The organism is Pseudomonas sp. W5-36, from assembly GCF_046540455.1.
GTDB lineage: Bacteria > Pseudomonadota > Gammaproteobacteria > Pseudomonadales > Pseudomonadaceae > Aquipseudomonas > Aquipseudomonas graminis_B.
The window spans coordinates 77,450-90,278 of record NZ_JAXCIQ010000012.1 but is presented as its reverse complement, the minus strand read 5'-3'; the positions used below and the strand labels follow the sequence as shown (position 1 = coordinate 90,278).

The window sequence follows — 12,829 nt, the reverse complement described above, 5'->3', positions numbered from 1 at the left end:
GTAGGAACGATCATGCCGCTCAGGCTTTTTGGGCCAGCCGCTGCAGCGCCACCTTGCGTTCCTCCATAGGCAATTTGCCCAGCTTTTCCACCGCTGAATAGAACGCGGGCCAATCGCCGTTGACCTGCCTGAACAACGCCTCGAACGCCGGCACCCACTGATCGTACAAACCGATGGGCAAAAGCCGTGCGTTGTTCATCGGTGCGTACACCCAGCCGTCGAAGCGCTTGTCGCCGCCCCACTGGCTGTCGCGCAACTGCCGATACTCCCTGCGCAGACGCTCGAACTCAGCGGCCTTGCGTTCGCGCATCACCTGCGGACTCAGCGGCTCGGCGTACAGCGCCTTCAGCCGATCCCGAGTATCAAGGGCCAGTTGGGTGAGCTGATCCCGTCGCCGCGCTTCCGAAGACCCACCTTCCGCAGGCAGTCCACGCGCCGCGCGCCACTGGCGTGTGCCTTCCTGCTCCACAAAACTGGCGTAGGACTCATTGAACTCGCTGTCGTCCTTCACGTAAAACCGCTGATGCGCCAACTCGTGGAAGATCAGCGTGGCCAATCGCTCATCGCCCCAGTTCATCATTGAGCTGATGATCGGGTCATCGAACCAGCCGAGCGTCGAATATGCCTCAACGCCGCTGACATACACGTCTTTGCCCTCAAGTTTCTGCACGGCGGCATCCCCGCGCGCCGCGCCCTGGGTGTAATAGCCGCGATAGGCCACGCACCCGGCGATGGGGAAGCAATGGGTGACAGGATCAAGGGAAAATTCGCCGGTCGCGAAGACGTTCCAGACGACATACGCGCGATGGATGTCGGCGTAAAGGCGATAGCTGCGGTTATCCGGCAGGTGCAGATGCTCGGTCGCAAACGCACGGGCCTGCTGAGATGTGCGCAGATGATCCCGCAGCTTAGGGTCGCGATTGGGGTCAGCGATGACGTCCGCAACCGGTTCACGCGCCCGCAACAGGGCCATTTGGCCGCTGGCCAGTTGTGAGTAATAGGAAAGACTGGAGCAGCCCCCGAGGAGTAAAGTCGCCAGCACCGGGAGACCATATTGCAGCCAGGCCGTTTTCGATCGAATCATGCAGCAGCCTTAACGTCGATATTCATGAAGTCCAAACACCAGCGTTATGCCGGACAGCCCGCCGCTGACGCAACCATCATCGCCATTTGCCCTGCTGCGGAGTTCATCATGCGCTTGCCTCTGTCCCTCGTTGCCCTGAGTCTTCTGGCTGGATGCGCGGGACCGCTGCCTGCGGTCGATCCCCAACAGGCGTGGGTCGACCTGCACACCTTCACCGGCAAAACCCTGATGGCCGACAAACTGGACGGCGTGCGCACCTACGACGGTCGCTTCTTTCAGGTGACGCCCGGCCGACACAAGCTCGAAGTGCGTTACGACTACGACTACGCGCCCGGCGCGATGGGCTTGTCGATGGACATCTACAACGAGCGAACCTGCTACGTGACAATCAACTACGACCGCTTCGAGGCCGGCCACCGCTACCGTCTGGATGTGCGCAATATCACCAACAGCATCGACGCACAGTTGCGGGACGAGAAACGCAACGTGCTCGCGGAGGAGGGGGACATCTTCTGTATTCCATAAGGCTTCTGTGTCCCACGACGCTGCTGCATTCCGTGACCCGTGATCGCGACGGCAACGCGCACAGGGACTCGCTCATTCAAGGCTCACGAAACACTTCGCTCAACGCCCGAGCTACCGATCGTTGTTCTGATAGATGATCTTTTTCGTGCCGTTTTCGCAGGTGCCGACGACCATGTTCTGGTCATGGACCTCTTCATTGGTCACCACTTCCAGCGTGTAAGAGCTGACATTCTGAGCCTGGATTTTGGCCTCGATTTCGTCCTTGAGCTCATCGCAGGGCTTGGGCGCAGCGAAGGCACTGGTGGTCAGCGCACCGAGAATCAGTATTGCGGCGATACGTTTCATGATCGACTCCTTCGACACCGTGCGATACGCATCGGCCTTGCATGTGACCGTGGGGGCGCACGCCGGTTCTGGCGCGCGTCCATAACGAAGATGGCCCGCAATTGCGGGCCATCGAGTACAGCGGTGAAGCAACTCAGCTCACGAGCGTGGCATCGAGCGTGATTTTGGCGTTCAGCACTTTCGAAACCGGGCAGCCTTCCTTCGCATCGTTGGTCAGCTTTTCGAACTGCTCCTGAGTCGCGCCAGGGATCTTGGCTTTCAGTGTCAGGTGCACTGCGGTGATTGCGAAACCGCCATCGACTTGATCCAGGGTGACGTCAGCAGTGGTGTCGATGCTGTCAGCTTTCAGGTTGGCATTGCCGAGGATCATCGACAGGGCCATCGAGAAGCAGCCAGCGTGGGCTGCGCCGATCAGTTCTTCCGGATTGGTGCCCTTGCCGCCTTCAAAACGGGCCTTGAAGCCGTACGGCGCTTCGCGCAGGACGCCGGTTTCAGTAGAGATGCTGCCGATACCCGACTTCAGGTCACCTTCCCAGTGGGCGGATGCTTTCTTGACGATGCTCATGGTGTCTCCTCATGAAAAAGTGCGATTTCGCTCGCACGCGGACCAAAGTTCTGAGGAGTGTAGGCGGGACTTAGTTCAACGCTTGTGCCGCACGTGCTTTTTTGCGGACGGTCGCACCGTTAAAATCCGACCAAATTAGTAGGAAATTTCGCATTGCCCATTGCAACTCTGAAATCCGCCCTTATCCTATGGCTTAACGCAAATATTTAGTCTTAATGCCGGTTTGCTCGCGTGATGTCCCCCGACGGATGCGCCGATTCAAGCCTCAAGAGGATCAACAACGGCCTATGAAACGATTAGCTGATGTGAAGATTTCGACGCTCGATCTGGTGCCCGTCCGCGAAGACAAAGGCCCGGCTGAATCGCTGCGTAACGCGCTGGATCTGGCGCAACACGTCGAGAAATGGGGCTACAACCGTTTCTGGGTGGCCGAGCACCACAACATGGATGGCATCGCCAGTTCGGCGACTTCTGTTCTGCTGGCCTACCTGGCCGGTGGGACATCGACCATCCGGGTTGGGTCGGGCGGGATCATGCTGCCCAACCACGCGCCGCTGGTGGTCGCCGAGCAGTTCGGCACGCTGGAAAGCTTGTTCCCGGGGCGTATCGATCTGGGCCTCGGCCGCGCGCCAGGTTCCGATCAGATGACCGCCCGCGCCCTGCGTCGCGAGCGCTCCGGCAGTTCCGATGATTTCCCGGATGACGTGACTGAACTGGTCAACTACCTCGGACCGCGTCAGCCTCATCAGCGGGTTCTCGCTGTGCCGGGGACCAACACCAACGTGCCGATCTGGTTGCTGGGTTCGAGCCTGTTCAGCGCTCAACTGGCCGGTGAGCGAGGGCTACCGTATGCATTCGCGTCGCACTTCGCGCCGCGTTTCATGCACGAAGCGATTCGCGTCTACCGCAGTCACTTCAAACCTTCCCAGGTGCTCGACAAGCCCTACGTGATGCTCGGCGTGCCGCTGGCCGCCGCAGAAACCGACGAGCAAGCCGAGTATTTGGTGACGTCGGTGTATCAACGAATTCTGAGCCTGATGCGTGGGCAGAGCTTGATGCAGAAGCCGCCCGTCGAGAGCATGAATGGCCTGTGGCTGCCCCATGAACGCGACGCAGTGATGGATTTCCTGGGGCTGGCGGTCGTCGGCGGCCCGGAGAAGATTCGCGCGAAGCTGGACGTGCTGCTTGAACAGACCGACGCGGACGAGCTCATATTCACCTGCGACATGTACGAACATGCCGATCGCCTTCGCTCTTACGAGATCCTGGCGCAAGCAGCGAGGGGCTGATACAGGGCCACGCGCTAAAACGGTCTGCCAAAAAAAACCGACGCCAGATGCGTCGGTTTTTTTATGTCAGCGGGCCGGTATCAGCCGCGCTTGTAAACGATTTCCATGCTGCCGCCTTCGCAGGTGCCGACGACTTTGCCGTCCGCCGAGCTGCCTTTTTCAACAGCTTCCAGCGTGTAGGAAGAAACGCCTTTGGCTTTGATCTTCGCGTCGATATCGGCTTTCACGTCATCGCACGATTTGCCAGCGGCCATGGTAGTGCCCGCGATGCTCAACAAGCCTATGGCCAACAGAACTTTTTTCATCGGTACATCCCCTCGTCAGGCGCAATTTTAGGATCAACAAGGCCGCTCCAATCGAGCGGCCTGACTACATGAACCTGCGTCGTCACCTTGGAAAAGTCACGACTGCGCGGTATGTATAGCGAAGGTTGTGGCACTCGGCCACTGCAAAAGTTCAGCGACTCAGCTGTTGTCGATGCGGAAGCCGACCTTGATGGTGACCTGGAAGTGGCCCACTTTGCCATCTTCAATGTGACCGCGGGTTTCCAGCACTTCGAACCATTCCATGAGTTTCACGGATTTGGCCGCCTGGGCAATTGCGTTCTGAATCGCGTCGTCGGTGCTCACAGTCGATGACCCAACCAGTTCCAGCATTTTGTAAGTGTGATGATCAGACATGGCAGTTCTCCTGAAGGGTGTTGCGCGGTGGCAGCGCCGCAGTGATTGTGTTCACTACCTCTGTGCCGAAATGCGCCCTAAAAGTTCAGAAGAAACGGTACTTCACATCACGCACTGCACTTTCTCGAAACCCTGTAGTCGGAAACAACACACGCCACTCATCACAGCAGGAGAGTCAAATCATGGCATTCACGTCATCCCGTAAAGCGTCGTTGCAAAGCATGGAAGCCGAGATCGAGAGTCTGCTCAAGTCGCTGGAAGGCTTGAAGTCCGACGCTTCCGACGAGTCGCGCAAGACCCTGAAAAACCTGAAGGCCAACGCTGAAAGCGCGCTGAGCCATTCGCGCAGCCTGTTGAGCGATGTCTACGAAGACGTCAAAGTCAAAACTCGCGAAACCAGCGTTGCGACTCGTGATTACGCCCAAGAGCACCCTTGGACCACCGCAGGCGTCGCCGTCGGCGCAATCGGCCTGCTGGCAGCCTACCTGCTGTGCAAGCGCGGCTGATCAAGTCCGCCCCGATCGCTCGAGTTCCTGTTTGAGCCATCGAGCCAGGTGCTGAGCGCGCCCATCAGCGGCGCGCTTTGGTACCCATAACGCCAGCTGCGCCGGGGTTTCACTGAACCCCCATGGCGCAGCCAGGCGTCCGGCCTTCAAGTCCTCAGCCACCAATGGCTCTGGTGCGATCGCAACCCCCAGGCCCGCGACGGCCGCCTCCAGTAAATAATACAAATGCTCGAAATCCTGTCCGTAGCTCAGCGCGTCGGGCTCGATGCCGTTTTGCGTCGCCCATGTCGGCCAGGCTTGCAGCCGCGATGTGGTCTGTAGCAAGGGCTCACCCAACAGCGCGTGGACCGGTGCGTGCCGTAGCTCGTCGAACCGTGCGAATCGTGGACTCATCACCGGCCCGATGCGCTCGCTGGCAAGCTCGAAGACCTGCATGTCCGCAGGCCACGGCGGCTCAGCGAATATCAGCAGCGCGTCCAGCCCCGGGCGCCGTGGGTCGAGGTCTCCTTCTCCCGCGGACAAATGCAGGCGCAGGTCGGGGAGGTCGGCATTCAGGCGCCCCAGCCGTGGGATGAACCAGCGCGCCAGCAAGCTTCCTGAACAACCCAGTACGAACGGCGCATCCGCGCTGCCCTGGCTAAGCTCGGCACAGACGGTGCGCAGACGGTCGAACGCTTCAGCGCTCGCGTCGCGCAGACGGATCCCTGCATCTGTGAGTTTCAGGCCACGACCTTCCTTGATGAACAGGCCAACGCCCAAGTGCTCTTCCAGCACTTTCAGCTGACGACTCACGGCACCATGGGTTACGTGCAATTGCTCGGCCGCCTGGCTGACGCTGTTCAGCCGGGCGGTGGCTTCAAACGCACGCAGGGCGTTGAGGGGCGGAAGATCTCGGCTCATGGGATAGGTGAGTTTTCCTGACAGGTTGCGCCGATCTTATCGGTTTTCATCGTCGCTGGCGCTGGTTAGAGTGTGATCACTGCCTGACGGCTCATCCAATTCGCATCCCCGGAGGTCCACATGACCCAGACCCAGACACAAAATGCCTACAGCAGCGGCCCGGACGACCGCGGTATGTTTGGCGGGTTCGGCGGCCGTTATGTCGCTGAAACGCTGATGCCGCTGATTCTTGATCTGAGCCGCGAGTATGAAATCGCGAAGACTGATCCATCATTTCTCAACGATATTGCCTACTTCCAGCGCGACTACGTGGGCCGTCCCAACCCGCTGTATTTTGCCGAACGCCTGACCGAATACTGTGGCGGCGCGAAGATTTACTTGAAGCGCGAAGAGCTCAACCATACCGGCGCGCATAAGATCAACAATTGCATCGGCCAGATTCTGCTGGCGCGGCGCATGGGCAAAAAACGCATCATTGCCGAGACCGGCGCCGGCATGCACGGCGTTGCAACGGCGACGGTCGCCGCGCGCTTCGGGCTGGAATGCGTCATCTACATGGGCACCACTGACATCGAACGTCAGCAGGCCAACGTATTTCGCATGAAGCTGCTGGGTGCCACGATCATTCCGGTAGTCTCCGGCACCGGCACGCTGAAAGACGCCATGAACGAGGCGCTGCGTGACTGGGTCACCAATGTCGACAGCACCTTCTACCTGATCGGCACCGTCGCCGGCCCGCATCCTTACCCGGCCATGGTCCGCGATTTCCAGGCCGTCATCGGCAAGGAAACACGTGTACAGATGCAGGAGCATGAAGGTCGCCTGCCGGACAGTCTGGTGGCGTGCGTTGGCGGTGGCTCCAATGCCATGGGCCTGTTTTACCCGTTTCTGGATGACAAGAGTGTACGCATCATCGGCGTGGAGGCGGCCGGCCACGGCATCGAAACCGGCAAGCACGCCGCCAGCCTGAACGGCGGCGTTCCGGGCGTACTGCATGGCAACCGCACTTTCCTGCTGCAGGACGACGATGGCCAGATCACCGACGCCCACTCGATTTCAGCCGGCCTCGATTACCCAGGCATTGGTCCTGAGCACGCCTGGTTGCACGACGTTGGCCGGGTCGAATACACCTCCGTCACTGACGACGAAGCGCTGGCTGCCTTCCACCGATGCTGCCGCCTCGAGGGCATCATCCCGGCGCTGGAAACCGCTCACGCCCTGGCTGAAGTCTTCAAACGCGCACCATCGCTGCCAAAGGATCACCTGATGGTGGTCAACCTGTCCGGTCGTGGTGACAAAGACATGCAAACCGTGATGCACCACCTTGATTTGTCCCAGCAGGAGAAACACTGATGAGCCGCCTGCAAACACGTTTTGCCGAACTGAAAGAACAAAATCGCGCAGCCTTGGTGACCTTCGTCACCGCAGGCGATCCGGGCTATGACACCTCGCTGGCTATTCTCAAGGGATTGCCGAAGGCAGGTGCAGATGTGATCGAACTGGGCATGCCATTCACTGACCCGATGGCCGACGGCCCGGCGATTCAGCTGGCCAATATTCGCGCACTCAACGCCAAGCAAAATCTCGCAAAAACGCTGCAGATGGTGCGTGAGTTTCGCGAAGAGGACAGCACGACGCCACTGGTACTGATGGGTTACTACAACCCGATTCATAATTACGGGATTGAGCGCTTCATCTCCGAAGCCCATACCTCGGGCGTTGACGGATTGATCGTGGTGGATCTGCCGCCAGAGCACAACGCCGAGCTGTGCGATCCTGCGCAGGACGCCGGCTTGAACTTCATCCGTCTGACCACTCCGACCACCGACGACGTTCGTTTGCCTACCGTGCTCAACGGCAGCTCAGGCTTCGTCTACTACGTGTCGGTAGCGGGCGTAACGGGTGCAGGTTCGGCGACGATCGATCACGTTAAAGACGCCGTGCAGCGCCTTCGCCGCCATACCGATCTACCCATCAGTGTCGGCTTCGGGATTCGCACGGCTGATCAGGCAGCGGCCATTGCGCGCGTGGCCGACGGTGTTGTTGTCGGCTCGGCATTGATCGACCAGATCGCCAATGCGTCTTCGCCAGAACAAGCAGTCAGCGGCGTGCTGGGTTTGTGCGCGCAGTTATCGGAAGGCGTGCGTAAAGCCCGCGTAGCCGAAGGTAAAGTTTCTGATACAGAGGAATCTCGTTCTCTGGCAGCACACTAAGCCGTACAGCGAAGGGGTTCAGGACCACGTCCTGAACCCCTTTTTGCTGCCCGAATTTGCTCAGGAGCGCGCTACATGAAAGTCTCGAATCGTTTGATCGCCGGGTTGGGTGTGTTGATGCTCAGCGCCAGCGCGCTGGTTCAGGCTGCACCACCGGATCAACGTGGCGGCGATGACAACCGCCCGGGCCAGCATCAGGACCACGGCCAACCCAATGGTCCGCAGGGCGGTCCGCAGGGCGATCGCGGCAACGGCAATAACAACGGCAACGGCAACGGCAACGACCATCGCAACGAACCGCGCGCCGATAACCGTGGCAACAACCAGCGTGGCGGGCGTCCTCCTGCCGACTTCGGCGACGTGCGCCGGACCATCACCGAGCACCGGGAAGTCATCGGTCGCGGTCAGCCACTGCCTCCCGGCGTCCACATCGTCAAAGGCCACCCGCTGCCACGCGGTTATGGCCGTCGACTGGACCAACGCTCGCTGCAATACCTGCCGCAATACGATGGCTACGAATGGCGCCGCCTGGGCCCGGACGTTGTGCTGATCGCAATCGGCAGCGGAATTGTTTATGAAATCCTGGATGGCGTGCTGAATTAAGGCTCCTCCGAATCGCGTCCGTCCATGCACGTGAGATGGACGCAAAATCTGTAGGAGCGCGCTTGCCCGCGAATGCGTTGTGTCAGCAGTGCAAATCGCAATGCCCCATGCATTTAGCAGGCAAGCGCACTCTAAATAAGGATCAGTAGTTAGTCATATCACTCTAGCCAGAAAACTGGCCCACGCCCCCCCTCCACCTGTTTGTTCATATCCACTTCCGGGATGACCCCTATGGGTCGTCGGCGGGGGAAGGCGTGGCCTCCTGCGAGGTTTGCGTACAGGATTGACTGGTACTCGCGGCGGCGCGGGTATCGGAGGCGGGGGCGTAGTAGCGGCATTTGGCACTGGCAGTGGAGTTGCTGCGGGTGCGGGTGTCCATGTCGGTATAATCGTACCCGCTGGCACGGGCCCCAAAATGCTATTGGTAATATCGTTAAAAAGATTTCCGATTCGATCGGCGATCATACCGGTCGCACCGCTTCCAACAGCTGCAATTGTTGATGCCGCATCCACTCGCGATCGCCATCCGTTAGCAACAGCCTTCATATGCTCATTGCCGATGACAGAAGCAGTTGCCATAAAGGTCTCTGTTTTCATCATAATTAAAGCTTCTGTGACCGGGTTACCAGCGGATTCAAGAATTTCAGTCCAATACCGCTCCCTTACTTCATCATTTGCCATGACCATGAAAACTGAATTCAGCGTCCAAGCATCCGCGGAATAGCCGAGGTACGCTAAAACCTTGTTGTGGATCTCCCATGCCTCTTGATGATTTATATCTCTATTGACTACGCCTTGACTTTTGTACTGTGCGTTGAGCACATCCAAGTAAGCTTGAGCCATTCTGTCATAGACAAAGCGAATCGAATTTTCCGTAAATCGGGCGCCGTCGCGCTACGCAGTTAGCCGTAGAAAGCTAGCCGCCGCCGAGCCCGATGGCGAATGGGGGTCAATAATACCTCCAGCAAGTGCTGCATATTTATAGCCATAGGATTGAAGTGCCCCATACATAAGTTCAGGGGATTCGTGTTTAAGCAATATATTCAGCCTATCAATATCATTTTTATTCAGTTGCGCAGGCATTATTCAGTCCAACCCATTAAATATGTGACAGTCATATTAACCAGCCAAAGCTGTAGTATCTGAAAAAGAAAAGCAGAAAATAAGCAATCAAAACTGCCCTGCGTACGTTAAGACAGACAATAATAAGCCTTCTGTTCAAGCGCTCGCCAAGCCATCGCCAAGTCGCTATCAAGTTCACCCTTGCATTTATCAGCATCTTCGTAAGCCGGATTAGCATGGTGAACTCCTACATGACAATTAGCTTTGACAAAAGTGGATGCAGTGATCCCGATTGCCATACCCCAGTTGCATGTAGGAAATAATCTTAAGTGACTGCAGTTGTAAACCTCACCGAGTCCGACAAGTCTGTAGGAATCTTCTGGAATGAAAATAAATTCTGGGAGGCCAACGGCCCCGCAATGATCCGCCACCAGACCGGTGTCGGTATGTTTCTGATAGCGCCTTTAAACCGCAATCGACGGCAGGGCCTTGCCCTTCAGCAAATCCCCGCTCAACGCCTGCTCACTTCTTAACCAATCCACAAATCTTTGGACGATCTGCACGCGGCGTTTGCGTTGCGGCAGGACGATGTAATAACCGTATCCGGAGACGGCGCTGGCTTCGATCGGGCGGCACAACAAGCCCTGCTCCAGCAAATCATCCACCAAGTGTCGCCAGCCGATGGCCACGCCCTGGCCGCCGATCGCCGCTTGAATCATCAGCGTGTAGTTGTCGAATCGCAGCTGTCCCGGCGCGGGTGCCTGGAGGATATTCAGGGCGCGGAACACGCCACTCCAGTCAAACCAGTTGTTGCCGCCTTCGCCACGAAGGTGCAGCAGCGCGAAGTCTTTCAGCGCCTCAGTGGGCAGGGGCAGGTCGCGCCCCTTCAGCAATTGCGGACTGCACACCGGGAACACCTCCTCGCTGAATAACCAGTGGCTTTCACCCTGCTTGAATCGCCCGTCACCGAACAACACGGCCACATCGATATCCGCGCGCAGCATGCTGTGACTGCGTTCGCTGGTGACCAGGCTGACGTCGACGTCGGGGTTGTCCTTGTGGAAACGGTGCAGGCGCGGCATCAGCCAATAGGCGGCGAAGGCGAAGTCAGTCGCCACTTGCAGCACCTCGTGCTGATGCTGCTCGGTGATCGCGCTGAGGCCAGCGTCCATCGACTCCAGCCCGGTCTGTACGTGATTAAACAGGATCTGCCCGGCGTCCGTCAGCTCGATGCCGCGGTAGATGCGATCAAACAGCCGCGTCGCCAGTTGCTCCTCCAGCCGCTTGATTTGCTGGCTGATGGCCGGCTGAGTGGTGCCGAGCTCGATGGCCGCAGCGGTAAAGCTGCGCAACCGTGCGGCGGCTTCGAAGCCGCGAAGTAAATCCAGCGACATGACACCAAGGGCTTCAAACATAAGCTGTACTTATCCTAGGCATTGCCTCTCATGGGCTTTACCGCAGACGGCATGGGCACCATCCTCGGTCGGAGCACTTTCGCATAAATAATGACTATGGGATGCCGCGAATACATGAAGCGCAAGAACATTCTTTTCATCATGGCCGATCAGATGGCCGCGCCCATGTTGCCGATGTACGCCTCTTCTCCCATCAAGATGCCCCACTTGAGTCGCCTCGCTGCTGAAGGCGTGGTGTTCGACGCCGCCTACTGCAACAGCCCGCTCTGCGCACCGTCACGCTTCACTCTGGTGAGCGGTCAGTTGCCGAGCAAGATCGGCGCCTATGACAATGCGGCTGATTTCCCCGCTGATGTGCCGACCTACGCCCACTACCTGCGGCGTCTTGGCTATCGCACCGCACTGTCCGGCAAGATGCATTTCTGCGGGCCTGATCAATTGCACGGCTACGAAGAACGCCTGACCAGCGACATCTATCCGGCCGACTACGGTTGGGCCGTGAACTGGGACGAACCGGACGTGCGCCCGACCTGGTACCACAACATGTCATCGGTGCTGCAAGCGGGACCTTGCGTACGCACCAATCAGCTCGATTTCGACGAAGAAGTGGTGTTCAAGGCTCAGCAGTATCTGTTCGACCATGTGCGCGAAGACGGCGATCAGCCGTTTTGCCTGACGGTGTCGATGACCCATCCCCACGATCCGTACACCATTCCCAAGCCTTACTGGAATCTGTACAGCGACGAAGAAATCCCGATGCCCCATGCGCCGTTGGCCCAGTCCGAACTGGACCCCCATTCCCAGCGCCTGCTGAAGGTCTATGACCTGTGGGACAAACCGCTGCCCGAGCAAAAGATTCGTGATGCGCGCCGCGCCTATTTCGGTGCCTGCAGCTACATTGATGACAACGTCGGCAAACTGCTGAAAACCCTGGAGGAAACCGGCCTGGCCGACGACACCATCATCGTGTTCTCCGGCGACCATGGCGACATGCTGGGTGAGCGCGGGCTCTGGTACAAAATGCACTGGTTCGAGATGTCGGCGCGGGTGCCGCTGCTGGTCTACGCTCCGGGGCAGTTCAAGGCCGGCCGCGTGCAGGCTGCAGTGTCCACCGCCGACCTGTTGCCGACGTTTGTTGCGTTGGCGGATGGTCAGCTGGACGCTGGCTTGCCGCTCGATGGGCGCTCACTGCTGCCGCATCTGCAAGGCGAGGGTGGTCACGACGAGGTCTTCGGCGAGTACATGGCCGAGGGCACCAACAGTCCGCTGATGATGATTCGTCGCGGCGCGTACAAATTTATTTATTCGGAACGGGACCCCTGTCTGCTGTATGACGTGCGCAACGATCCGAAGGAGCAGGAAGAGCTGAGTCGATCCGAGGCTCATCGCGACCTGTTCGCTGCGTTCCTGGCCGAAGCAAAGGCCAAGTGGGACATTCCGGCGATACACCACCAGGTGCTCGCCAGCCAGCGTCGTCGGCGTTTCGTCGCCGAGTCGCTGGCCATCGGCAAGCTGAAGAGTTGGGATCACCAGCCGCTGGTCGACGCCAGTCAGCAGTACATGCGCAACCATATTGATCTGGACGATCTGGAGCGCAAGGCCCGTTATCCGCAACCTTGAACCCTGCCAACACTTAGAAAAC

14 protein-coding genes are annotated in these 12,829 nt (G+C 58.6%); 7 read left to right on the top strand and 7 right to left on the bottom strand.

What is annotated here, in order from left to right; all coding sequences use genetic code 11:
* Positions 1–19: 19 nt before the first annotated feature.
* Positions 20–1,084, bottom strand: a complete 1,065-nt coding sequence (locus SLW74_RS18890; protein ID WP_410929759.1) for an aminopeptidase — start codon at positions 1,082–1,084, stop codon at positions 20–22.
* A gap of 108 nt (positions 1,085–1,192) precedes the next feature.
* Between SLW74_RS18890 and SLW74_RS18885 the strand changes: the two genes are divergently transcribed.
* Positions 1,193–1,609 (top strand): hypothetical protein, encoded by a 417-nt coding sequence (locus SLW74_RS18885; protein ID WP_410929791.1) that lies wholly within the window; start codon positions 1,193–1,195, stop codon positions 1,607–1,609.
* A 111-nt stretch (positions 1,610–1,720) separates the two neighbouring features.
* On the opposite strand, the gene SLW74_RS18880 is transcribed toward SLW74_RS18885, so the two are convergent.
* Together SLW74_RS18880 and SLW74_RS18875 are read right to left on the bottom strand one after the other, a co-directional pair.
* Positions 1,721–1,954 (bottom strand): DUF1161 domain-containing protein, encoded by a 234-nt coding sequence (locus SLW74_RS18880; protein WP_065987990.1) that lies wholly within the window; start codon positions 1,952–1,954, stop codon positions 1,721–1,723.
* A 133-nt stretch (positions 1,955–2,087) separates the two neighbouring features.
* Positions 2,088–2,519, bottom strand: a complete 432-nt coding sequence (locus SLW74_RS18875; RefSeq protein WP_037017022.1) for an OsmC family protein — start codon at positions 2,517–2,519, stop codon at positions 2,088–2,090.
* A 287-nt stretch (positions 2,520–2,806) separates the two neighbouring features.
* On the opposite strand from SLW74_RS18875, the gene SLW74_RS18870 reads away from it, so the two are divergent.
* Positions 2,807–3,808, top strand: a complete 1,002-nt coding sequence (locus SLW74_RS18870) for an LLM class flavin-dependent oxidoreductase (protein WP_410929758.1) — start codon at positions 2,807–2,809, stop codon at positions 3,806–3,808.
* An 80-nt stretch (positions 3,809–3,888) separates the two neighbouring features.
* Here the strand turns inward: SLW74_RS18870 and SLW74_RS18865 are convergent, their stop codons facing one another.
* Positions 3,889–4,113, bottom strand: a complete 225-nt coding sequence (locus SLW74_RS18865) for a DUF1161 domain-containing protein (RefSeq protein ID WP_122623653.1) — start codon at positions 4,111–4,113, stop codon at positions 3,889–3,891.
* A 159-nt stretch (positions 4,114–4,272) separates the two neighbouring features.
* Positions 4,273–4,488 carry a dodecin gene (locus SLW74_RS18860; protein WP_065987998.1) on the bottom strand — a complete coding sequence of 72 codons (216 nt, stop codon included), beginning with the start codon at positions 4,486–4,488 and terminating at the stop codon, positions 4,273–4,275.
* A 182-nt stretch (positions 4,489–4,670) separates the two neighbouring features.
* On the opposite strand from SLW74_RS18860, the gene SLW74_RS18855 reads away from it, so the two are divergent.
* The gene (locus SLW74_RS18855; RefSeq protein ID WP_037017008.1) at positions 4,671–4,994 is read left to right on the top strand and encodes a YqjD family protein; all 324 of its coding nucleotides are present in this window, start codon (positions 4,671–4,673) and stop codon (positions 4,992–4,994) included.
* Here SLW74_RS18855 and SLW74_RS18850 read toward each other — a convergent pair whose 3' ends face one another.
* Positions 4,995–5,894 carry a LysR family transcriptional regulator gene (locus tag SLW74_RS18850; protein ID WP_065988000.1) on the bottom strand — a complete coding sequence of 300 codons (900 nt, stop codon included), beginning with the start codon at positions 5,892–5,894 and terminating at the stop codon, positions 4,995–4,997.
* Positions 5,895–6,014: 120 nt separating this feature from the next.
* Between SLW74_RS18850 and trpB the strand changes: the two genes are divergently transcribed.
* The 3 genes from trpB (at position 6,015) to SLW74_RS18835 (ending at position 8,710) form a co-directional block, all read left to right on the top strand.
* A complete protein-coding gene (trpB, locus tag SLW74_RS18845) occupies positions 6,015–7,247 on the top strand; it encodes a tryptophan synthase subunit beta (RefSeq protein WP_192130575.1) in 1,233 nt (410 codons plus the stop codon).
* Positions 7,247–8,107, top strand: coding sequence for a tryptophan synthase subunit alpha (gene trpA / locus SLW74_RS18840; protein ID WP_410929757.1), 861 nt, complete (start codon positions 7,247–7,249; stop codon positions 8,105–8,107). Before trpB ends, trpA begins: the two co-directional genes overlap by 1 nt.
* Positions 8,108–8,182: 75 nt before the next feature.
* Positions 8,183–8,710, top strand: coding sequence for an anti-virulence regulator CigR family protein (locus SLW74_RS18835; protein ID WP_410929756.1), 528 nt, complete (start codon positions 8,183–8,185; stop codon positions 8,708–8,710).
* 1,526 nt (positions 8,711–10,236) lie between these two features.
* Here SLW74_RS18835 and SLW74_RS18830 read toward each other — a convergent pair.
* The gene (locus tag SLW74_RS18830) at positions 10,237–11,187 is read right to left on the bottom strand and encodes a choline sulfate utilization transcriptional regulator (protein ID WP_065988006.1); all 951 of its coding nucleotides are present in this window, start codon (positions 11,185–11,187) and stop codon (positions 10,237–10,239) included.
* A 114-nt stretch (positions 11,188–11,301) separates the two neighbouring features.
* Between SLW74_RS18830 and betC the strand changes: the two genes are divergently transcribed.
* A complete protein-coding gene (betC, locus tag SLW74_RS18825; protein WP_192130578.1) occupies positions 11,302–12,807 on the top strand; it encodes a choline-sulfatase in 1,506 nt (501 codons plus the stop codon).
* The last annotated feature ends 22 nt before the right edge of the window (positions 12,808–12,829 follow it).

Coding starts and splice junctions, on each gene's coding strand:
- SLW74_RS18890 (WP_410929759.1), bottom strand. CDS start 1,084: ATGATTCGATCGAAAACGGCCTGGCTGCAATATGGTCTCCCGGTGCTG.
- SLW74_RS18885 (WP_410929791.1), top strand. CDS start 1,193: ATGCGCTTGCCTCTGTCCCTCGTTGCCCTGAGTCTTCTGGCTGGATGC.
- SLW74_RS18880 (WP_065987990.1), bottom strand. CDS start 1,954: ATGAAACGTATCGCCGCAATACTGATTCTCGGTGCGCTGACCACCAGT.
- SLW74_RS18875 (WP_037017022.1), bottom strand. CDS start 2,519: ATGAGCATCGTCAAGAAAGCATCCGCCCACTGGGAAGGTGACCTGAAG.
- SLW74_RS18870 (WP_410929758.1), top strand. CDS start 2,807: ATGAAACGATTAGCTGATGTGAAGATTTCGACGCTCGATCTGGTGCCC.
- SLW74_RS18865 (WP_122623653.1), bottom strand. CDS start 4,113: ATGAAAAAAGTTCTGTTGGCCATAGGCTTGTTGAGCATCGCGGGCACT.
- SLW74_RS18860 (WP_065987998.1), bottom strand. CDS start 4,488: ATGTCTGATCATCACACTTACAAAATGCTGGAACTGGTTGGGTCATCG.
- SLW74_RS18855 (WP_037017008.1), top strand. CDS start 4,671: ATGGCATTCACGTCATCCCGTAAAGCGTCGTTGCAAAGCATGGAAGCC.
- SLW74_RS18850 (WP_065988000.1), bottom strand. CDS start 5,894: ATGAGCCGAGATCTTCCGCCCCTCAACGCCCTGCGTGCGTTTGAAGCC.
- trpB (WP_192130575.1), top strand. CDS start 6,015: ATGACCCAGACCCAGACACAAAATGCCTACAGCAGCGGCCCGGACGAC.
- trpA (WP_410929757.1), top strand. CDS start 7,247: ATGAGCCGCCTGCAAACACGTTTTGCCGAACTGAAAGAACAAAATCGC.
- SLW74_RS18835 (WP_410929756.1), top strand. CDS start 8,183: ATGAAAGTCTCGAATCGTTTGATCGCCGGGTTGGGTGTGTTGATGCTC.
- SLW74_RS18830 (WP_065988006.1), bottom strand. CDS start 11,187: ATGTTTGAAGCCCTTGGTGTCATGTCGCTGGATTTACTTCGCGGCTTC.
- betC (WP_192130578.1), top strand. CDS start 11,302: ATGAAGCGCAAGAACATTCTTTTCATCATGGCCGATCAGATGGCCGCG.